This is a genomic window from Kocuria sp. KD4 (assembly GCF_011769905.1).
Classification (GTDB): domain Bacteria; phylum Actinomycetota; class Actinomycetes; order Actinomycetales; family Micrococcaceae; genus Kocuria; species Kocuria marina.
The window spans coordinates 2,057,170-2,077,545 of sequence record NZ_CP050449.1 but is presented as its reverse complement, the minus strand read 5'-3'; the positions used below and the strand labels follow the sequence as shown (position 1 = coordinate 2,077,545).

Annotated in this window: 17 protein-coding genes; 6 read left to right on the top strand and 11 right to left on the bottom strand. The window is 69.0% G+C overall.

Annotation, left to right across the window (positions count from 1 at the left end; genetic code table 11):
* Positions 1 to 39: 39 nt before the first annotated feature.
* The gene (locus HBK84_RS09335; RefSeq protein ID WP_167318742.1) at positions 40 to 999 is read right to left on the bottom strand and encodes a sugar-binding transcriptional regulator; all 960 of its coding nucleotides are present in this window, start codon (positions 997 to 999) and stop codon (positions 40 to 42) included.
* A gap of 167 nt (positions 1,000 to 1,166) precedes the next feature.
* Between HBK84_RS09335 and HBK84_RS09330 the strand changes: the two genes are divergently transcribed.
* Entirely contained in the window at positions 1,167 to 2,309 is a 1,143-nt protein-coding gene (locus HBK84_RS09330; RefSeq protein ID WP_167318741.1) for a sugar ABC transporter substrate-binding protein, read from the top strand.
* Here the strand turns inward: HBK84_RS09330 and HBK84_RS09325 are convergent.
* A protein-coding gene (locus HBK84_RS09325; RefSeq protein ID WP_240918877.1) for an IS3 family transposase occupies positions 2,278 to 3,443 on the bottom strand; the annotation gives its coding sequence in 2 pieces (ribosomal slippage) (positions 2,278 to 3,156 and positions 3,159 to 3,443; 1,164 coding nt in all). The genes HBK84_RS09330 and HBK84_RS09325 overlap by 32 nt on opposite strands.
* Positions 3,444 to 3,524: 81 nt before the next feature.
* Between HBK84_RS09325 and HBK84_RS09320 the strand changes: the two genes are divergently transcribed.
* From HBK84_RS09320 to HBK84_RS09310, 3 genes are read left to right on the top strand one after another with little or no spacing between them, the layout of a single operon-like run.
* Positions 3,525 to 3,857, top strand: a complete 333-nt coding sequence (locus tag HBK84_RS09320; RefSeq protein ID WP_240918932.1) for a hypothetical protein — start codon at positions 3,525 to 3,527, stop codon at positions 3,855 to 3,857.
* Between the two features lie 2 nt (positions 3,858 to 3,859).
* On the top strand, positions 3,860 to 4,825 hold the full coding sequence (locus tag HBK84_RS09315; protein WP_167319188.1) for a carbohydrate ABC transporter permease: 966 nt from the start codon (positions 3,860 to 3,862) through the stop codon (positions 4,823 to 4,825).
* On the top strand, positions 4,825 to 5,730 hold the full coding sequence (locus HBK84_RS09310) for a carbohydrate ABC transporter permease (protein ID WP_167318740.1): 906 nt from the start codon (positions 4,825 to 4,827) through the stop codon (positions 5,728 to 5,730). The genes HBK84_RS09315 and HBK84_RS09310 overlap by 1 nt, the downstream gene beginning before the upstream one ends.
* A gap of 18 nt (positions 5,731 to 5,748) precedes the next feature.
* Here HBK84_RS09310 and HBK84_RS09305 read toward each other — a convergent pair whose 3' ends face one another.
* The 6 genes from HBK84_RS09305 to HBK84_RS09280 all read right to left on the bottom strand — a co-directional run bounded on the left by HBK84_RS09305 (position 5,749) and on the right by HBK84_RS09280 (position 13,825).
* A complete protein-coding gene (locus tag HBK84_RS09305; RefSeq protein WP_338121586.1) occupies positions 5,749 to 6,795 on the bottom strand; it encodes an NAD(P)-dependent alcohol dehydrogenase in 1,047 nt (348 codons plus the stop codon).
* Positions 6,796 to 6,865: 70 nt separating this feature from the next.
* The gene (locus tag HBK84_RS09300; RefSeq protein WP_167318739.1) at positions 6,866 to 8,032 is read right to left on the bottom strand and encodes an ABC transporter ATP-binding protein; all 1,167 of its coding nucleotides are present in this window, start codon (positions 8,030 to 8,032) and stop codon (positions 6,866 to 6,868) included.
* Positions 8,033 to 8,308: 276 nt separating this feature from the next.
* Positions 8,309 to 10,051: a pyruvate dehydrogenase gene (locus tag HBK84_RS09295; RefSeq protein ID WP_167318738.1), complete on the bottom strand. Its 1,743-nt coding sequence runs from the start codon at positions 10,049 to 10,051 to the stop codon at positions 8,309 to 8,311.
* 640 nt (positions 10,052 to 10,691) lie between these two features.
* A complete protein-coding gene (locus tag HBK84_RS09290; RefSeq protein ID WP_167318737.1) occupies positions 10,692 to 12,098 on the bottom strand; it encodes a class II fumarate hydratase in 1,407 nt (468 codons plus the stop codon).
* 148 nt (positions 12,099 to 12,246) lie between these two features.
* Complete coding sequence (locus HBK84_RS09285; RefSeq protein WP_206069145.1) at positions 12,247 to 12,897, bottom strand: carbonic anhydrase; 651 nt, start codon at positions 12,895 to 12,897, stop codon at positions 12,247 to 12,249.
* Positions 12,898 to 13,033: 136 nt separating this feature from the next.
* Positions 13,034 to 13,825 (bottom strand): DUF4245 domain-containing protein, encoded by a 792-nt coding sequence (locus tag HBK84_RS09280; RefSeq protein ID WP_144998746.1) that lies wholly within the window; start codon positions 13,823 to 13,825, stop codon positions 13,034 to 13,036.
* 140 nt (positions 13,826 to 13,965) lie between these two features.
* On the opposite strand from HBK84_RS09280, the gene glpX reads away from it, so the two are divergent.
* Positions 13,966 to 14,976 carry a class II fructose-bisphosphatase gene (glpX, locus tag HBK84_RS09275; protein WP_064846181.1) on the top strand — a complete coding sequence of 337 codons (1,011 nt, stop codon included), beginning with the start codon at positions 13,966 to 13,968 and terminating at the stop codon, positions 14,974 to 14,976.
* 75 nt (positions 14,977 to 15,051) lie between these two features.
* Positions 15,052 to 16,605, top strand: a complete 1,554-nt coding sequence (locus HBK84_RS09270; protein WP_144998748.1) for a hypothetical protein — start codon at positions 15,052 to 15,054, stop codon at positions 16,603 to 16,605.
* A 173-nt stretch (positions 16,606 to 16,778) separates the two neighbouring features.
* On the opposite strand, the gene HBK84_RS09265 is transcribed toward HBK84_RS09270, so the two are convergent.
* From HBK84_RS09265 to HBK84_RS09255, 3 genes are read right to left on the bottom strand one after another with little or no spacing between them, the layout of a single operon-like run.
* Positions 16,779 to 17,534, bottom strand: coding sequence for an SDR family oxidoreductase (locus HBK84_RS09265; protein ID WP_167318736.1), 756 nt, complete (start codon positions 17,532 to 17,534; stop codon positions 16,779 to 16,781).
* A complete protein-coding gene (locus HBK84_RS09260) occupies positions 17,531 to 18,523 on the bottom strand; it encodes a peptidoglycan bridge formation glycyltransferase FemA/FemB family protein (RefSeq protein WP_085106968.1) in 993 nt (330 codons plus the stop codon). Before HBK84_RS09260 ends, HBK84_RS09265 begins: the two co-directional genes overlap by 4 nt.
* Positions 18,524 to 18,563: 40 nt before the next feature.
* Positions 18,564 to 20,276 carry an LCP family protein gene (locus tag HBK84_RS09255; RefSeq protein ID WP_167318735.1) on the bottom strand — a complete coding sequence of 571 codons (1,713 nt, stop codon included), beginning with the start codon at positions 20,274 to 20,276 and terminating at the stop codon, positions 18,564 to 18,566.
* Positions 20,277 to 20,376: the final 100 nt, after the last annotated feature.

Below are 20,376 nucleotides of genomic sequence, written 5' to 3'. Positions count from 1 at the left end.
TTTCCGTGGGAACGGGCTGGGTATGGGTGCGGCCGGGTGTCACTCGCCATTGGCCGGATTGGCACGGGGGAGTAGGCCCTCGAGGGCGTCGCGCAGGGCGGCGTCGCACACGAGGTGGTCCACGAGACCGCCCCGGACGGCTGCCAGCACCGCGGGTGCGCGTTCCGCACCCGAGGCCACGGCCACCTTGCGGCGGGCGGTGCGCAGCTGCGCCACGCTCGCGGCGACGATCATCCCGCTCACGGGGGTGTCCAGTTCGTGGCCCTCGGCGTCCAGCAGGTGCCCGGAGACCTCGGCGACGGCGCCCGCGCGCTGGGCGGCGCGAGCGACGTCGTCCGCGATCCGGGGCCACACCGTGGAGGTGTCGGGCGTCCACCCGCCCACGGCCAGCACGGCGACGTCGAGGGAATCTGCGCGCCGTAGCGTCAGTTCAATCTCGCGGGACTTCTTGAGCGAATCGGCCTGTTCCACCACGAGCGGTGCCCATAGCGGCCAGACCGAGCGACAGTGCAGGGACGCGAGCAGCCGTGGCGACTCCGCCGCGCGGTCGTCGGTGCTGAGGGCTCCCGCGAGTTGGATGACGTCGTTGTGCGGCAGCGCGGGTAGGTCATGGACCACGAGCTGCAGGGTGCGGGACCACGAGATCCCCAGGACGTCGTCGTCATGCAGCACGCGCGTGATCTCCCGGGCCACGGCCTTGGCCAGCGCCTCCCGGTCCGCGGGCCACTGCGCGGAACCCACCGTGACGAGGCGTTGCAGCCCCGCGGCGCGCGCAAGGCCCTCGTCCGAGTTCTCGAGCGGGACCGCGATCTCGATCCGGACGATCCCCGTGTCCTGTGCCTCCTGCAGCAGCGCGGCCACCTGGAAGCGAGAGAGCCCGGACTTCTTGCCGAGCGCGATCTTGGACGTGCCCTCCACGAAGTACTCGTGGGCCAGGTGCGCGAGCAGACGCTGGCGCTGGCCCGGGTCAGTGGGGGGCCAGGGGGCCGTGGTTGGCATATCTCACCGCATCCGGGGTCATCATTCGTGCCCGAGGGCCTTGCTCATCTGAGTCTATATGACTAGCATCACATCACACTTGAGGAATGCGGTGATCTCAGATGAGATTCTGGGGCTCGACCAGTGATTCCTCCCGCGCATCACGTGCCCCGAGGACAAGGAAGATCATGAGTCGACGATTCACGGACCCACCCTGCGCCTCCGGCCATCCGCCCCGGCGAGGGCGGCATGGGACGCGCTGTTCGGCGTGGTGGCCCGCGGCCGCCGTCGCGGTGCTCACGGGCTTCACGCTCACGGGATGTGCCGCCGCCGCGGACGACACCACGGACCAGATCGTCGTGGCGATCGTGTCCAACCCCCAGATGCAGGACGCCATGCAGCTGCAGGACGAGTTCCGCAAGGAGCACCCCGGGGTGGACGTGAAATTCGTGTCCCTTCCAGAGAACGAGGCGCGGGCCAAGATCACCGCGTCCGTGGCCACGGGCGGCGGTGAGTTCGACGTGGTGATGATCTCCAACTACGAAACCCCCATCTGGGCCGAGAACGGGTGGATCGAGGACCTCCAGCCCTACATCGACCGCACCGAGGGCTACGACGACAAGGACTTCATCGGCTCCATCCGCACCGCCCTGAGCAAGGACGGGGACATGTACTCGGTCCCGTTCTACGGCGAGTCCTCGTTCCTGGTCTACAACAAGGAACTCTTCGAGAAGGCCGGGGTGACCATGCCCGAGAAGCCCACGTGGCCCCAGGTCGCCGAACTCGCTGCCAAGCTGGACGATCCGGCGAACGGTGTCTCGGGGATCTGCTTGCGCGGTCTGGCCGGCTGGGGTGAGGTCATGGCACCGCTGAGCACGGTCATGAACACCTACGGCGGTGGTTGGTTCGACGAGAACTGGAACCCCACCCTCACGTCCCCCGAGACCAAGGAAGCGGTCACCGAGTACGTGGACCTCGTGCGCACGCACGGTCAACCCGGTGCCGCGACGTCCGGGTACGGGGACTGCATCACCCGCTACAGCCAGGGCAACGCGGCCATGTGGTACGACGCGACCGCCATGGTCTCGGCGATCGAGGACCCGGCGTCCTCCACCGTGGCCCACAAGAACGGGTACGCACCCGCGCCCGTGATGAACACGGAAGCCGCGGGGTGGTTGTATAGCTGGTCGCTCGCGATCCCCACCACGTCCGAGCACAAGGACGCCGCATGGGACTTCGTGAGTTGGGTGACCGACAAGGAGTACGGGACTGATGCACGTTTAGGTGACAGTCGGGGTGTTAGGCCGCAAGGCTCACGGCTGGGTTCATGATGGTCTCGTATTCGATGGGGGTCAATCGGCCCAGGCGAGCCTGTCGGCGGCGTCGATGATAGGTCCGTTCGATCCAGGTGACGATCGCGATTCGGAGTTCTTCTCGGGTCCTCCAGCGGCCTCGGTCCAGGACGTTCTTCTGGAGCAGGGCGAAGAAGGATTCCATAGCGGCGTTGTCGCCGGCGGCACCGACCTGGCCCATCGATCCGATGAGGTGGTGACCGTTCAATGCGTGGACGTATTTTCGTGATCTGAACTGGGATCCGCGGTCCGAATGCACTATGCAGCCGGCCGCGTCTCCACGCCGAGATACTGCGCTGTCCAGGGCGTTCACCGCGAGACGAGCCTTCATCCGGGAGTCTATGGAGTAGCCGACGATGCGACCGGAGAACGCGTCCTTGATGGCGCAGAGGTAGAGCTTGCCCTCGTCGGTCCAGTGCTCAGTGATGTCGGTGAGCCAGAGCTCGTTGACGTCATCCGCAGTAAAGTCGCGCCGGACCAGGTCGTCGTGGACCGGCGGTCCGGGGCGCTTACCGTTCTTGCCGCGCTTCTTGCCGAAGGCTGACCACCACTGGTTGTCACGACAGATCTTCCACGCTGTTCGTTGGCTCATCACCTCGCCAGCGATGGCGGCTTCATCTGCGAGGAATCGGTAGCCGAACGCAGGGTCGTCGCGGTGGGCGTCGAGCAGGGCGTTGGCGCGGTAGGCCTCGGTGAGCTCGGCCTCGGTGACCTGCTGTTTGCGCCAGCGGTAGTAGGGCTGGCGCGAGAGCTTCAGGACCCGCAAGGACACCGCGACGGGGATTCCATCGTCGGCGAGCTCGCTCACGAGCGGGTAGAGCCTTTTCCCGGCAGATTCGCCTGGGAGAGATAGGCGGCTGCGCGGCGGAGGACCTCGTTCTCCTGCTCGAGCAGGCGGATCCGCTTCCTCGCATCGCGCAGTTCCGTCGACTCCTCACGGCTCCGGCCGGGGCGGCTGCCGTCGTCGATGTCAGCTTGGCGGATCCACTTGTGGAGCGTCATCTCGTGGACGCCGAAGTCCTTCGCGATCTGCGCGATGGTGACGCCGTTCTCACGAGTCCGGGCCACCCGCACGACATCGTCGCGGAACTCCTGGGGATAGGGAGCGGGCATGGTGCACATCCTTCCAGGCCGCCCGGTGGGCAAGCCAGATCAGATGTCACCTATCCATGCGGCAGTCCCTACATCAAGACCGTGGGTGAACGGTTCGGGTGGGAACGGGTTCCCCCGGGCTCGCGCTACTCCACGTACGAGATCCCCGAGTACCGCAAGATTTCCCAGGCCTACGCCCAACCGACCCTACGCGCCATGGACGGGGCGTCCCAGAAGACCTCCATGACGCACCCCGTCCCGTACGAGGGACTGCAGTTCGTGTCCATCCCCGAGTTCCAGGACCTGGGAACCCGGGTGGGACAGCAGATGTCGGCCGCGATCGCGGGGAGCACCTCGGTGGACGAGGCCCTGCAGCAGTCCCAGGAGTACGCGCAGCAAGTGGCCCGTACCTACCAGCGTGAAGAAGGGCAGTGACCATGTCGTCCTCCTCGACCTCCACCCGCGTGCGCGCCCTGGCCGGCCCGCACGGTGCCGGCCGTTCGCCGGCCACCGGTGACGAGCGCCGTCGTCACGACGCGTGGTCCCGCAGGCTCCCGCTGCTGCCCGCCCTAATCTTCACGATCATCGCGACCCAGATCCCGTTCCTGATCACCATCTGGTATTCGCTGCGCTCGTGGAACCTGCTGAACCCCGCCTCGGACGTGTTCGTGGGCCTGGCCAACTACGCGGCGATCTTCACGGACAGCACCTTCCGCCAGGTGGCGCTGAACTCGGTGATCTACACCCTGGGCTGCGTCCTGGCCGCCATGGTGCTGGGCACCGTCTTCGCCCTGCTCCTGGACCGGAAGTTCCGGGGTCGGGGCATCGTACGGACCCTGTTGATCACCCCGTTCCTGATCATGCCGGTGGCCTCCGCGACCCTGTGGGGCGTGTCCATGTTCAACCCCACGTTCGGGCTGGTGAACTGGCTGCTGGGGCTCGTGGGCATCCCGGCGATCGACTGGACCTCGGCCTACCCGGTGCTGTCCATCCTGATCGCGCTCGTGTGGCAATGGACGCCGTTCATGATGCTCCTCATCCTGGCGGGCCTGCAGTCCCAGCCCCGTGACGTCCTGGAAGCCGCCCAGATGGACGGCGCCACCCGGTGGCAGACGTTCGTGCACATCACTCTGCCGCACCTGCGCCGCTACATCGAACTGTCCGTCCTGCTGGGCGCGATCTACGTGGTCAACACGTTCGACCAGATCTACCTCATGACCGCCGGTGGTCCGGGCACGAGCAGCGCGAACCTGCCCTACTACATCTACCAGCGCGCGTTCCTGGGCTTCGACATCGGCCAGGCGGCGGCCATGGGTGTGGTCGTGGTCATCGCCACCATCATCATCGCCAACTTCGCCCTGCGTCTGATCTTCAAGGGCTTCATGAGCACGGAGCAGAACTGATGAGCACCAGCACCGCAGCGTCCCCGGCCGGGATCCCCGCCGCCGCCCAGACCACCGCGCCGTCCCGCGCGCCGCGCCGTTCCCGCCGGAACTCCTCCGGGGCGGGCTCCGCAGCCCTGACCCTGTTCACATGGCTCGTCGCCATCGGGTTCTTCATGCCCGTCCTGTGGCTCGTCCTGACGTCCTTCAAGCAGGAGGCCGACGCCGCGTCCGACCCTCCCACGTTCTTCTTCGATCCCACGCTGGACCAGTACAAGGCGGTCTTCGAGGCCGGAGCGGGCGGGTACTTCTGGAACTCCGCGGTGGCGACCGTGGTCTCCACGCTGCTGGTGATCCTGTTGGCCGTTCCCGCGGCCTACGCGGTGAGCATCCGCCCCGTGGAGAAGACCCGGGACGTGCTGTTCTTCTTCATCTCCACCAAGATGCTGCCGGTGGTGGCCGTGATCATGCCCATCTACGTGGTCGCGGGCAAGCTCAAGGTGCTCGACAACGTGTGGACGCTCGTGTTCCTCTACACCGCCATGAACCTCCCGTTGGCGGTGTGGATGATGCGCTCGTTCTTCCAGGAGGTCCCGCGCGAGGTCCTCGAGGCCGCCCAGATGGACGGTGCTTCCCTGATGACCACCATGCGCTCGATCCTGATCCCCATGGTCACCCCGGGCATCGCCTCGACCGCGCTGATCTGCGTGATCTTCGCGTGGAACGAGTTCTTCTTCGCGCTGAACCTCACCGCCGCCGAGGCCGCGACCGCACCCATCATGCTCGTGTCCACCATGACGAGCGAGGGCCTCTACCTCGCCCGGCTCTCCGCCGCGAGCGTGCTGGCGTCCCTGCCCGTGGTGGTGGCCGGGTGGATCGCCCAGAAGCAGCTGGTTCGCGGTCTGTCGATGGGCGCCATCAAGTAGCCGACGGGGCGCTCGGGCTCAGGGCGTGACGATCGCCTTGAGGGCCCCCGGAGAGGTCCCCGCGGTCAAGGCCGCGGGGACCTCGTCCAATGTGTGCCGGGAGGTCACGAGGGCGTCCAGGTTCACGTCCCCGGAGGCCGCCAGGGCGATCGCGGTGGGCCACGTGTTGGCGTAGCGGAAGATGCCCGTGAGCTGTAGTTCCCGTTCCTGTAGGAGCGGAACGGGAACGGACAGGGTGTCCGAGCCCATGCCCACGAGCACGATCCTGCCGCGTGGGGCCACGCGGCGCATGCCCGCGAGGATCGCGGCCTCCGCGCCGCTCGCATCCACCAGGGCGGTGTACCCGGAACCGGGGAACGGGTCCGAGTCCGGGGGAGCGGACGCGACCGCGAAGGTGTCGGTGGCGCCGTAGGCCTCCGCGACCCGCAACCGGTCCTCCCGAGTGTCGGTGACCACCACGGCCACGGCCCCGGCCAGCCGGGCACACCGTGCCACGAGCAGACCCACGGGGCCCGCGCCGCTGACCAGGACGCGGTCGCCCAGCGTCACGTTCGCGGCGCGCACCGCGCTCACGGCCACGGACAGCGGCTCCAGGAGGGCGGCGGCGTCGTCGGACACGGAATCCGGGACGGGGTGCGCGAAGGCCGCCGGGTGGACGGCGTACTCGCTGAACACACCGTCCACGGGGGGAGTCGCGAAGAAGCGCACCGCGGGATCCAGGTTGTAATGCCCGCCCAGCGTCTCGGGGGAGAAGGCCGAGGGGACGCCGGGTTCCAAGGACACGCGCTGGCCCGGGTGGCGATCCGTGACCTCGGAACCCACGGCCACCACCGTGCCGGACGGTTCGTGGCCCAGCACGAGCGGTTGCTCGACCACGAAGCTACCGATCCGCCCGTGCTCGAAGTAGTGGGTGTCCGATCCGCACACGCCCACGGACGCGATCCGTACCAGCACGTCGTGCGGTCCGGGGCGCGGGACGGGTCGGTGCTCCACGTGGATCTCGCCCGGGGCGCTCAGGACGCTCACGCGCATCTCGGTGGGGATCTGGAAGGAGGTGTCGCTCACGGTGTCGTTCTCCTCGTCGGTTCGGAAGGGGTCCGGGCACCGACGGCTGAGCGGAGCCCGCGGCGTGGGATCAGTCGGGCAGTCGCAGGCCCGTGGTGGTGTCGAACAGGTGGGCGCGCTCGGGATCGGGGGCCACCCACACGGTGGTCTCCACGCGCGGTGGCTGCCGACCGTCTACGCGGATCACGAGTGGGCTCGCATCCGCCTCGGTGTTCAGGCCGGTGTTGGGAACGGTGTCCTCGTCCTCGCCGTGGGACGTGGCCACGGGGGTCACGTGCTGGGCGGTGCGCTGGTCCAGGTGACCGTATACGTACGCGTCCGCGCCGAGCTCCTCGACGACGTCCGCGACCACGGCCAGTCCGTGACCCTTGGAGGAGATCACGAGGTCCTCGGGGCGCACCCCCACGGTGACCTCGGGACCCGTGAGCGCCTCCCGCGCGGCCGGACTCAACTGCCAGGACAGCGTTCCGAGTTCCACGGTGTGCTGGGGGCTCACGGTGGTGCGGAACAGGTTCATGGCGGGCGAGCCGATGAACCCGGCGACGAACTCGTTGGCCGGGCGGTCGTAGAGTTCCCGCGGGGTGTCGACCTGCATGAGGCGGCCGTCCTTGAGCACCGCGACCCGGTCACCCATGGTCATGGCCTCGGTCTGGTCGTGGGTCACGTACACCGTGGTCACGCCCAGCCGGCGGGTCAGGGACGCGATCTGGGTGCGGGTCTGGACACGCAGCTTGGCGTCCAGGTTGGACAGCGGCTCGTCCATCAGGAACACCTGGGGCGAGCGTACGATCGCACGGCCCATGGCCACGCGTTGCCGCTGGCCACCGGACAGGGCCTTGGGTTTGCGCTCCAGGTAGTCGGTGAGGTCCAGGATCCTGGCCGCCTCCTCGATGCGCTGATTGCGCTCGGACTCGGGAACCTTGGCAATCTTCAGGGCGAATCCCATGTTGTCCCGCACGCTCATGTGCGGGTAGAGCGCGTAGTTCTGGAACACCATGGCGATGTCCCGGTCGCGGGAGGCCACGTGGGTGACGTCCTCACCCCCGATTCGGATGGCGCCGTCACTGACGTCCTCGAGGCCCGCGAGCATGCGCAGGGTTGTGGACTTGCCGCAACCCGAGGGTCCCACGAGGACCAGGAACTCCCCGTCGGCGATTTTCAGACTGAGATCGCTGACGGAGGGGCGTTCGGCGCCCGGGTAATGACAGGTGACGTGTTCGTACTGCACGCTCGACATGGCGATCCTCTTTCCCGGCAGGCACGTGCCGGACGATCCGTGGGAGAAAAGGGGCACAAAAGTGAAGTGCTTCACTCTCAAATGTGAGCATATCCGTCGCGTGTGATTCACACCACCCCGCTGGTTCACGACCCGGATATGGCGAAGGCCCCGGGTAACCAGGGGTCCCCGGGGCCTTCGGGACGCACGGGCCGAGCGGCGTCGTCGCCCGGGCCGAAGAGCGGGTCAGGCCTCCGACCCGGAGCGTGGGTCAGTTGCGCGGGACTGCCGCGCCGGTCAGCCGCGCGGGATGTTGCGCAGGTTGGAGCGGGCCATGGAGACGGCCTCACCGACGCCGCGGTTGAGCACGATGCGGGACATCGCTGTGGCGAAGCCGAAGACCTGGTCCTTCTTGATCTCCGGGGGGATGGACAGGGCGTTGGGGTCGGTGATGACCTCCACCACGGACGGGCCCTGGTGGGCGAGTGCGGTGGTGAACGCGGACTCGAGGTCCTTGGGCTTCTCCACCCGGATGCCCTGCATGCCCATGGCGGTTGCGATCTGCGCGTAGTTCGCCTGGGGTACGTCCACGCCGAAGTCCGGTAGCCCGTCCACGAGCATCTCCAGCTTGACCATGCCCAGCGTGGAGTTGTTGAACACCACCACGGTCACGGGCAGGTTGTAGGTCGCCAGCGTCAGCAGCTCGCCCATGAGCATGGAGAGCCCGCCGTCGCCCGACATCGAGATGACCTGGCGTCCCGGATCGGCCAGCTGCGCGCCGATCGCCTGCGGCAGGGCGTTGGCCATGGACCCGTGCAGGTAGGAGCCCAGGATGCGACGAGTGCCGAGCGGGTTGATGTAGCGGGCGCTCCACACGTTGCACATACCGGTGTCCGCGGTGAACACGGCGTCCTCGGCGGCCACCTGGTCCAGGATGGACGCGGCGTACTCGGGGTGGATAGGCGTGATCTTCTCGACCTTGCGGGTGTACGCACCCACGGCCTTGTTCATGAGCTTGTCGTGCTTGGCCAGGGTCTTGTCCAGGAACGAGCGGTCGGACTTGACCGTGAGCTCGGGCAGCAGCTTGAGGATCGTGGATTTCACGTCACCGTGCACGGGGATGTCCACGCCGGTCCGGCGCCCGATCACGGTGGGATCGGTGTCCACCTGGATGGTGGTGACGTCCGGGAGGAACTGGTCGTACGGGAAGTCCGTGCCGAGCATGACCATCACGTCCGCGTCGTGCAGCCCCTCCGCCGCGGCGCCGTAGCCCAGCAGCCCGGTCATGCCCACGTCGAACGGGTTGTCGTACTGGATCTGGTCCTTGCCGCGCAGCGAGTGGCCCACGGGCGCCTTCAAGGTGTCTGCGAGGGCAATCACCTCGTCGTGGGCGCCAGCCACGCCGATGCCCGCGAAGATCGCGACCCTCTTGGCCGAGTTCAGGGCCTGTGCCATGCGCTCGACCGTCTCGTCTGAGGGGACCACGGCGCTGGGTGCCGGCACGGCGAACGGGCGGGCTTCCACGGCGGCGTCCGAGTCCGCGAGATCGCCCGGCAAGGTGACCACGGAGACGCCCGGGCTGGTGACGGCGAACTGGATCGCGGAGCTCACCACGGCGGGGCACTGCTGCGGGGTGCTCACCAGCTCCGAGTACACGGAGCACTCGGTGAAGATCCGGTCCGGGTGGGTCTCCTGGAAGTACTCGGAGCCGATGTACTGCGAGGGGATGTGGGAGGCGATCGCCAGCACGGGCGCACCGGAGCGGTTGGCGTCGTAGAGCCCGTTGATCAGGTGCAGGTTGCCCGGCCCGCACGAGCCCGCGCACACGGCGAGCTTGCCGGTCAGCTGAGCCTCGGCGCTCGCTGCGAACGCACCGGCCTCCTCATGGCGCACGTGCACCCAGTCGATCCCGCCCTTGGCGGAGCCGCCGGTGCGGCGCACGGCGTCCACGATGGGGTTCAGGCTATCGCCCACCACGCCGTAGATCCGTTCCACACCTGCTTCCACTAGCTGCTGGACGATCTGCTCTGCAAGTTTCACACTGTCTCCTCGGGGGAACGGCCCGCCGCGGGAGCACCCGGGCTGGCATCACGAATGTCTCTGCCATCCAGGGTAGCCCCGGGTCCTTGCGGTCAAAGAGATCTGTGGGCAACGGAACACCGGTGCGTGCGGCGTCCCACGAGGGCCCCGCGGCCGCTCGGTCCCGCGCCGCCGCGCGATCGCCCCGCACGTGACATGATGGAGCCCGTGAGCATTCGCACACCCACCCCGTCCGATCGTGAGCCCACCGTGTCCCATGCGGGGACCACGGCGCCGCAGTTCCACGTGCATCTGAGCGGCCGCGGGAACGCGGGAGCGCCTCGGGCTCTGTCGCGCATCAGCGGGGCGGTGGGGGAACACCCGGGTGTGGGTGCTCGAACCGTGGCACGGGCGCAGCGTTCCTGCGCCGTGGCCGGCGCCACCGGGGTCTCCCGGTGCGCGGCCTCCTCACCCCGGAAGGCGTGACCTTCCGTAGGACCTCCCCGACCGCTCGGCGGTCAGGAGGTCCCCGCCGCGACGAAGAACTCGGCCACCCGGTGAACGGGTGGCCGAGTTCTGCCGTTGACGGGGTGACGCGAGCACGCCCCTGTTTCCCGGGGCGCTCACCGGGGGCCGGTGAGTGCCATACGGGACGAGCGGATCAGTGCTTGCCGGTCATCGTGGTGACGTCCAGGGCCTTGTCCAGCTGCTCCTCGGTGAGCTTCTCGCCGTCCACGTAGCCGAGCTCGATGGTGGCCTCGCGCACGGTGACCTTGTTGGCCACGGCGTGCTTGGCGATCTTCGCGGCGGCTTCGTAGCCGATGGCCTTGTTCAGCGGGGTCACGATCGAGGGGGAGGCCTCGGCCAGGAAGCGGCAGCGATCCTCGTTGGCCTGCAGTCCGTCCACCATCTTCTCCGCGGCCACGCGGGAGGAGTTGGCGAGCAGACGGATGGACTCGAGCAGGTTCGCGGCCATCACAGGGATGCCCACGTTCAGCTCGAACGCGCCGTTGGTGGAGGACAGCGCCACGGTGGTGTCGTTGCCGATCACCTGGGCGGCCACCTGGATGGTTGCTTCGCAGATCACGGGGTTGACCTTGCCCGGCATGATTGAGGATCCCGGCTGCAGGTCGGGGATGTGCAGCTCGCCCAGGCCCGTGTTCGGCCCGGAACCCATCCAGCGGATGTCGTTCATGATCTTCATGTACGAGTACGCGATGTTGCGCAGCTGTCCTGAGGCCTCCACCAGCCCGTCGCGGTTGGCCTGCGCCTCGAAGTGGTTGCGGGCCTCCGTGAGGGGCAGGCCGGTCTCCTCGGAGAGCAGCTCGATCACACGCGCGGAGAAGCCGTCCGGGGTGTTGATCCCGGTACCCACGGCCGTGCCGCCCAGCGGCACCTCGGCCACGCGCGGCAGGGACGCGTCGATGCGCTCGATGCCGTAGCGCACCTGGGCGGCCCAGCCGCCGAACTCCTGACCCAGGGTCACGGGGGTCGCGTCCATGAGGTGCGTGCGCCCGGACTTCACGACGTCCTTGAACTCCGAGGCCTTCTTCTCCAGGGAGATCGCGAGCACGTCCATGGCCGGCTTGAGGTCGTTGATCAGCGCGTTGGTCACGGCCACGTGCACCGAGGTGGGGAACACGTCGTTGGAGGACTGGGATGCGTTGACGTGGTCGTTGGGGTGGACCTCCACGCCCTCGGACTCGAGGGAGCGCGTGGCCAGGGTCGCGAGCACCTCGTTGGTGTTCATGTTGGAGGAGGTCCCCGAGCCGGTCTGGAAGACGTCGATCGGGAAGTGCTCGTCGTACTGGCCAGAGGCCACGGCGTCCCCGGCGTCGCGGATGGCCTGGGCGCGCTGGGCGTCGAGGACACCCAGTTCCTCGTTGGCCGTGGCGGCGGCCTTCTTCACCTGCGCGAGCGCCTTGATGTGCTCGCGTTCCAGGGTGGTGCCGGAGATCGGGAAGTTCTCCACGGCGCGCTGGGTCTGGGCTCGGTAGAGCGCGTTCTTGGGAACGCGGACCTCACCCATGGTGTCGTGTTCGATGCGGTACTCGGTGTTTTCTGCCATGGCCCACAGTTTAGGCCCACGGCCCCGTCGTCAGCCGTCGCGGTCGCCGTACTACCGCGGTGCGGAGGGCGACGACGCCGTGTGCACGGGAGCGCGCGGCGTCGTCGTCATTCAGCAGGGCATGGGAGGTGAGATCCGGGAGTGGGACTCACGCGTCCCGGAACGCCGGGTCGTTGCTGTAGACGAGGTCCGCCTGGCCGTCCGAGAGATGGTAGAACACGCCGACCACGGCGGCTTCGCCCCGGGAGACCGCGCCGGAGATCGCCGCGGACTGGTCGAGCATGCGCGCCGCGGTCTGCTTGGTGTGCTCCACGACCATGTCCTGTAGGTCCGTGTGGCCCTGCCTCCGGGCCTCGAGCACCGACGGCGTGATGCGCTCCACGAGGTCCCGCTGGAAACCGCGGGGCAGTTCCCCGGATTCCACGGAGGCCTTGGTCGCGGTCACGGCGCCGCACGAGTCGTGGCCGAGCACCATGATCAGCGGCGTGCCGAGGACCTCGATCGCGTACTCGAGCGTGCCCAGGACGGCGTTGTCGATCACCTGGCCCGCGGTGCGGATCACGAAGGCGTCGCCGAGCCCGAGATCGAAGATGATCTCCGCGGCCAGGCGGGAGTCGGAGCACCCGAAGATCACCGCGAACGGCTTCTGGGACTGCGCGAGTTCCTTGCGGCGCTGGGCGTCCTGGTGGGGGTGCAGGGTGTCACCCGAGATGAACCGGGCGTTGCCCTCCCGCAGTTTCCGCCAGGCCCCCAACGGGGTGCGGGGTGTGTTCTCCACGGCAGACGGCTGAGTGCTCACGCTGATCTCCAAATCTCGAAGGCACGACGGCTGGGCCGGGTCGGCTCGCTCGGCTCCTAGACTAGCCCCGGTTCCGGGACCTCGGTTCGACGACGTCGCTGCGCCCGGTCCCGCTGCCCGGTGTCACTGCCCGGCGTCACTGCCCGGACACGGCCCCCGCGACGTGCTCGAACTCGGCGCTCGGGGCCTGGCCGCTGAGCACCACCGTGGAGTCCTTGAGCTCACCGACCCACGCGGTGAACTCGTCCTGCTTGCCCGACGCGTCACGGTGATGGATCTGCCATGTGATCCCATTGACCGTGCGCTCGTCCGTGGGCGGGATCAGCTGGGTGCGCTGCGCGAGCCACGTGGGATTGGATCGGGCGGTCTGCGCCATGTCCACCAGGTGGTAACCGGGGGAGAGGAAACCCACGTTCCACAGGGGGACGCCGTCCTGGGACTGCGCCTCCCAGCGCGCGTAGTTGGCGCTCCACCCGTCCCCCAACGCCGGGGCCGCGGGGGTGAACGGGGCCTGGTCACCCGCAAAGCGCGCCTCCTCGCTCACGTCCACGTGTGCTCGGTAGGGCTGGGCATCGGGCTTGGGCTGCAACCACAAAAACGGCAACAACAGGAGAATGAGCACGAGCATGGAGATGACCATGCCGCGGATGGGTGCGTTGATCCGCGAGGCCTGCTTGCGGGTGAGCTGCGGGACCGGCGCCTGACCCGCGTCCGGGGTGGCGGCGTCGTCGGCCGCGGCGGAGGCGCTCGCCGAGGGAGCTTCCGCCGAAGCCCCGTCCGAGGAGGTGCGCTCCGAGCGAGTGCTGCCCGAGGCGGGACCGTCCGCGGTGGAGTCGCTCGGACCGGGTACGGCGGAGGCGGGCGCGGCGTGCGCGTCGCGGGGATCGGGGGAGGACCCGGCACCGGGACCGGAAGCGGAAGAACTCACGGACCCATTGTGCCGTGCTCCCGGGGACCGGCCCAATCCTGGGAACCCGAGGATATGCTGGACGTACGTGTCATGGTGGTGCCGCCGGGGCCCGGCTGGCGGCCACCGGGGCGACCCGAAACTCGAATGTGAGGAACAACGTGGCAGAAGCGACCCAGCAGAGCAGAGCGGGCAATGTGGCGGACCGGAATTTGGCCTTGGAACTGGTGCGGGTCACGGAGGCCGCCGCGATCGCGGGTGGCCACTGGGTGGGCGCCGGTGACAAGAACAGCGCGGACGGCGCGGCCGTGGACGCCATGCGTTCGTTCCTCTCCACCGTGGACTTCAACGGCACCGTGGTGATCGGTGAGGGCGAGAAGGACGAGGCCCCCATGCTGTTCAACGGCGAACAGGTGGGCGACGGCAAGGGCCCGGCTTCGGACGTCGCCGTGGACCCCATCGACGGCACCCGGCTCACGGCTCTCGGCATGAACAACGCGCTAGCCGTGATCGCCGTGGCGGACGGCGGCTCCATGTTCGACCCCTCCGCGGTGTTCTACATGGACAAGCTCGTGGTGGGCCCCGAGGCCGCCGATCTCGTGGACCTGCGCCTGCCCGTCAAGCAGAACGTGCACCTCGTGGCCAAGGCCAAGGGTGTCAAGGCCAACCAGGTCACCGTGTGCGTCCTGGACCGCCCCCGCCACCAGGGCCTCGTGGACGAGATCCGCGCGACCGGTGCCCGCACCCGCATGATCCTCGACGGGGACGTCGCCGGGGCGATCGCCGCGTGCCGTGAGGGCACCGGCGTGGACATCATGATGGGCATCGGCGGCACGCCCGAGGGCATCGTGACCGCGTGCGCCGTCAAGGCCACCGGCGGTGTGATCCAGGGCCGGCTGGCCCCCACGGACGATGCCGAGCGGGAGAAGGCCGCCGCCGCAGGACTCGACGTGGATCGGATCCTCACCACGGACGAGCTCGTGACGTCCGACAACTGCTTCTTCGCCGCCACGGGCATCACCGACGGCGACCTGCTGCGCGGTGTGCGCTATCGCGGGCGCACCATCACCACCCAGTCCATCGTGATGCGTTCGCGTTCGGGCACGGTACGCATGGTCGAGGCCGAGCACCTGGCCAAGAAGTGGGAGAAGTACGAGCGCAACCAGGGCTGATCCCCGACACTCTCTACACACCGCGCGCGTGTTCACCCCGGTCGGGGAGGGCACGCGCGCGGTGTGTGCCCGGCTATGCTGGAACGCGTTGTGGGCCTGAGGAGAGGAAACCCCGTGGCGCTGAGCGTGACCCCCTGCGGAAATCGGAAGACCTGGGACGCCCGGGTCCGTGTCACGGGCGGACACCCCGAACTGCTGTGGGGCATCGGTGACGCCGAGGCCCTGACCGCGCAGGACGCCAGGGTCGAACGCGTGGCCGTGGATCGGGGTCAGCAGACCGTGGGCTACAGCCAGTTGGTGATCCTGCGGGAGGACCTGCACACGGTCGTGGACGCCCGGTCCCTGCACGTCAAGGATCCGCGCCACCTCACGGAGGTCCTGGCCGCGTTGCAGGACCACGCCCGCACGGCACACGAGGCCGCCGTGTTACGGGTGAGCCCGGACACCGACGCCACCCCCGAACTCACCGAGCTGCTCACCGGCGCGGGCTACCGCCGCGCGGACAAGCCCCGCAAGGGGGAGGCCGGACCGCGTCACCTCGTGGTGCGACTGGGCGAGACCGAGGGTGAGCTGTCCAAGCGGTTGTCGGAGGACACGCTGCAGCGCTGCCGCGCCGGGCTGCGTGATTCCGGCGTGCGGGTGCGCAGGGTGCGCGCCTCGGACCGCGATCTTTCCAACGTGGGTCTGCGCAGTGAGTACATCCGTGAACTGTTACGCGCCGTGGGGGAGAACTCCGTGTTTCTCGTGGCCACCGAGCACCTCGAGGACGGGACGGAGACCGCCCTGGGGTACCTGTGGTTCGTGCACACCGGGGAATCCGCCATGATCTACCGGCTGGGTTTCACCGATCGCGCCCGCCAGCTGGGCGTGGACGACGCCCTCCTGCTCACGGGCCTGGTCCAACTGCAGCAGCGCCAGGTGCACAAGGTCCTCGCGGGGGACCCCGACCGGCCCTCGCAACCCATGGTGTTGCGCGAGCTCGCGACCGAGGAGCACGAGGCCCCCGGCACGTGGGAGTACCCGCTGCTCGGCGAGTTCCAGGTGGCCGGCCGTGTGGAAAAGACCCGGCGCCGGTTCCTGGGCAGACGCTCGAAGAACGCGGCCCCCGACGACCTGTTGCCGGAGCAGCCCGCGGTCCGCGACGACGCCGCACCCGAGCCGACGACGTCGGCCGCGGCCCCCCACCACGTGCCCCAGCCGACACGCGCCGGGAACGCGACTGCCGGGTCCGCGGCTTTCGAGGGCTCGCCCGTCGAGCCATCCGACAGTCTTACCGCAGCGCGTTCCCGTGAGGACGACGCCGCACCGTCCTCCCGGACGAGCCCCGGGGTGGACGCCGATCCGGATCTGGTGCGCTCCGCGGATCAGCTCCCGGGCGGTACATCGAAGGACTCCGGGGCGGCCCGTTCACCACGCTCGGCGCGGGGCGGCAAGATCACGGGCATGCTTCCGGGCCCGCTGGCCCGCCGCAAGCGGACCGCGCAGCCCACCGGCACACCGGTCACCGGAACCCCGAGCACGGACGGGGACACGCAGAGCGCTTCGCGGCGTCAGAGCGCGGCCGCCGGACTGCTGCGTCGCGCCGTCGAGGAGGGCCGGGCGGCGGTCCGCGACGCCGCCCGCTGGTGAACGGGTCCTGACCTGCGGCGCACGCCGTGGACGGTGTGGGCGACTCGCGCGAGCCGAGGCGCGCGGCGCGAAGAGGGCCGTGCCTGGCCGCACGGCGCGGTGGGGACGAGACTTGCCCGTGTGGGAGACGAGCCCCGCCCGCCCGGGACGAACTCTGCCGGCGCGGGGTGGGACTACTTGCGGCCCGAGACCACGTTCGCGGCGCGCGCGACCAGCGACCGCGGGAGCACACCCGTGAGCGCGTCCATGAGGTAGTAGGCGCGCGGGAACACGAGCCGGGACCGCTTCTTGTCGAGTGCCGAGAGCGTCGCGGCCACGAGGTCGTCCGGATTCGCGGAACGGCCCAGCTCGATGGCCTGCGCATTGGCGACCGTGAAGAACTGGGTGTCCACGGGACCGGGGTTAACGCTCAACACGTGTACGCCGTGCTTGCGGGCCTCCACACCCACGGCGAGGCTGAAGCGGTCCACGAACGCCTTGGACGCGCTATACGTGGCCATGGACGGCAGGGGCTGGAAGCCCGCCACGGACGCGATGTTCACGATCGCGCCGTGCCCCGCGGCGGTCATGGCACCCAGAGCGGTGTGGGTCAGCGTCATGAGGGCCCGGACATTGACCGTGAGCTCCTCGATCTCGTGGTCCAGGTCCAGGTGCGCGAACTCGCCGTGACTGCCGAAGCCCGCGTTGTTGATCAGCAGGTCCACGGGGTTGTGTTCCAGCACGTCCACGATGGTGTCGATCCCCTCAGTGGTCCCGAGGTCCGCCACGACGATCTGCGCGGTGCCGCCCGTGACGGTCTGGGACAGTTCCGTGAGCTTCTCGGTGCTGCGGCCCGTGAGGATCAGGCCGTAGCCGCGCTCGTGCAGGGCATGGGTGAAGGAACGTCCGATGCCACCGGTGGCACCCGTGATCAGGGCTGTACGAATCATGCGCCCACCCTACGCTCGCGCAGGGTGCGCAGTTTGCCCCGGGCTGCCCCGAGGGTCTCACGGCCCGCACGCACCGCACCGTAGGCAGTGTAGCCCGCGCGGGAGACCGGCAGGTCCCACGTCCCCGGGTAGGACACGGGCTCGCCGCCGAAGGACTTCTTGAAGGACGTGAAGCCGTACCACTCGTGTTCGGGCCCCGCGCCCTCGGGAGCGGTGCCGAAGAGGTCGAACCACGTGAGCCCCTTCTCCTTGGCGTCCATGATCATGGTCACCACGAGCGGGATCCCCGCCGAAAGCTTCCGGTGGGTCTGGTCCGTGGCCGCGTGCGCGTAGGTGCGGGTGTCCTCGGAGTCGTACACGAGCGAGGCCGCGATCGGCTCACCGTCCAACTTGGCGAGATAGAGGCTCGCGGCACCCGCGGGCATGAGCGATTCCGCGACGGCCCGCAGGTAGTCGTCATGCTGTCGATTGAAGTTGCGCCGCTTGGCGGTCGCGTCCAGGAAGGTCAGCAGGTACCGCACGTCCGCGGGATCCTCGGAGCGCTCGATGCTCACGCCCTTCTTGTGGATGTTGCGGTAGAGATTGCGGTTGGTGGACTTCATGTCCTTGAGCAGGTCCTTGGCGTCCTTGCGCAGGTCGATCAGCTGGGTGTGTCCCGGTTGCACCTGTCGCGGCGCGAGCTTCATGCCTCGCCGCTTGAGCGATGCCTCCGGGGTCTCCAGACCGTCCACCGGGTGACCGTTGATCGGCTCCACGCGCACGAACCAGCACCGGTGCGCCTCGGCCTGCGCCGTGAGGTCCGCCAGAGCGGCGTCGAACGTCTGCGGGGAGTCCGCTTCGGGGCCGTACGGGCAGTACAGGTACCGTCCGGTGCGCCCGCCCTCGACGGTCGCGAGGTACCGCCAGCCCGGCCCATTCGCCTGGATCACGCGGTGTCCGATGCTTTGCTGAAACCGTGCCCATTCGGGGGACTGCAGGATGTTCGCCACGCCCCCAACTGTACCGAGTGCGCGGGTCCGGGGTGCCGGGTCAGGGGACCGAGCACGTCCCGTTCGGCGACAACTGCTCCTGCGCCGGTACCTTGAGCGCGGCGGGCACGACCACGGCCGTCCCGACGCCCGCACCGCCGCCCAGCGCGGACACCCCGCCCGCTCGCGCCGCACCCTGGGAACCCACGGTGCCGGGCGTGTCGGCGGACGACGCCGCTGCGTCGCCGCGCACGCCCCCGGCGGCCTGGGCGTCGTCGCCGTTCGCGTTCGCCAGGACCCGGGAGACGTCGGACTGGAATTGCGCGTAGTCCGGATAGGTGGGGAAGGACTGGTCGTAGTAGGGAGGACCCGCCGCGTACGCCTGCAGCTCGTGGTCCTTGGCCTTCGTGGCCACGGTGACCATGGAGCCGATCGAGGACTGCGGGATGTCTGTCTCGAGGATCTGCTGGCCAGAGCTCGCGAGCTCGTCGAACTTGGTGGCCACCGCGACCGGGTTCAGCTGCGCGAGCATCGCGGCCTGGACGCAGCGCTGCCGGGCCTGGCGGTCGTAGTCCGTGGCGCCCTCGCGGGAGCGGGCGTACCACAGGGCGTGGAAGCCGTCCATGTGCTGGGTCCCGGGCTCGATCCACCCCAGGATGGGGTTCTTCAGTCCCGTGTCCAGGTTGGTCCCGCCGCCGATCGGTACGCGGCCACCCACGTTGATGTCGATCCCGCCGAGCGCGTCCACGAGGGACGCGAAGCCGTCCATGTCGATCAGCGCGTACGCCTGGATCTTCAGGCCCGTGACGCCCTCGGCGGCCTCCTTGGTGGCCTGCGCCCCGGGATCGGCGACGTCCGGGTAGAGGTCCTTGTGGTTCTGCATCACGTCCGTGTAGACGGCGTTCATGATGCACTCGTCCCCGCAATTGAACCCCTCGGGGTAGACCGAGTTCATGGGGGAGTCCGCCGGGAACGGGACGTTCTGCAGGTTGCGGGGCAGGGAGATCGTGACCGTCTGTCCCGAGGAGGCGTCGATGCTGAGCACCGTCATGGAGTCCGGGCGGCGGCCCTCGCGGTCGTCACCGGCGTCACCGCCCATGAGCAGGATGTTATAGCGCCCGTCCTCCGGGGCGAACGGCATGCCCCCGCCGAAGATGTCCGAGACCGCGTTGCGGGCCACAGAGACCAGGTGCGCCGCGTAGCCGAGTCCCCCTCCGGTCACGAGCATCGCGAGCACGGTTACGAGCACCACGGCCCGGCGCGTCCCGTCCCCGAGCAGCCCGGGTCTGATCAGGCGCAGCGTGTCGAACCACAACAGCACCCACCCGATCGCGAGCGCCACGAGGCCGTACATGAGCACCGCGGAGGTCACGGTGTTGGTCAGCAACCAGATCAGCGCGCTGCGCCACACGACCCACAACAACAGGGCGGCGAGCACGAGCGCCCACACCACGGCGGTCACGCGCACGGCGATCCGCCCCAGGCCGCGTCGGCCCGCCACGAGTTGCGCGGAACCGGGCACGAGCAGCGTGGTACCCAGCAGCCACCAGGCCCGCTTGGTGCGGGTGGCGGGTGCAGCGAACCGGGGACTCCTGAGGGGATCCCCCACGCGGGAACGCGATCGTCGCGGCCCGTCGCCCGGGTGACGCTCGGCGGTGGCGCCCGCGGGCGGCTCGTCCGATGCGGTGTGGGAGCCCGACGCCACGCTCTCGTAGGCCTTGGTGGCCGTGGGATGGGGGGCGGCGTCGTCGGGCCGGTCGCTGGATCCGTTCACGTGCAACTCCGTGCTGAAGGGGAAGTCGGTGTTGCGACGGGCCATGGGTGCGGGCCCGCCGGGCCGGGATCCATCAGAGGAGAACGGATCCCGACCCGAT

What these genes read in the sequence shown, in the direction of transcription:
- HBK84_RS09300 (WP_167318739.1), bottom strand. Translation starts at nt 8,032, where the DNA reads ATGTCGAGCGTGCAGTACGAACACGTCACCTGTCATTACCCGGGCGCC.
- HBK84_RS09290 (WP_167318737.1), bottom strand. Translation starts at nt 12,098, where the DNA reads ATGGCAGAAAACACCGAGTACCGCATCGAACACGACACCATGGGTGAG.
- HBK84_RS09265 (WP_167318736.1), bottom strand. Translation starts at nt 17,534, where the DNA reads ATGATTCGTACAGCCCTGATCACGGGTGCCACCGGTGGCATCGGACGT.
- HBK84_RS09335 (WP_167318742.1), bottom strand. Translation starts at nt 999, where the DNA reads ATGCCAACCACGGCCCCCTGGCCCCCCACTGACCCGGGCCAGCGCCAG.
- HBK84_RS09310 (WP_167318740.1), top strand. Translation starts at nt 4,825, where the DNA reads ATGAGCACCAGCACCGCAGCGTCCCCGGCCGGGATCCCCGCCGCCGCC.
- HBK84_RS09315 (WP_167319188.1), top strand. Translation starts at nt 3,860, where the DNA reads ATGTCGTCCTCCTCGACCTCCACCCGCGTGCGCGCCCTGGCCGGCCCG.
- HBK84_RS09270 (WP_144998748.1), top strand. Translation starts at nt 15,052, where the DNA reads ATGCTGGAACGCGTTGTGGGCCTGAGGAGAGGAAACCCCGTGGCGCTG.
- HBK84_RS09330 (WP_167318741.1), top strand. Translation starts at nt 1,167, where the DNA reads ATGAGTCGACGATTCACGGACCCACCCTGCGCCTCCGGCCATCCGCCC.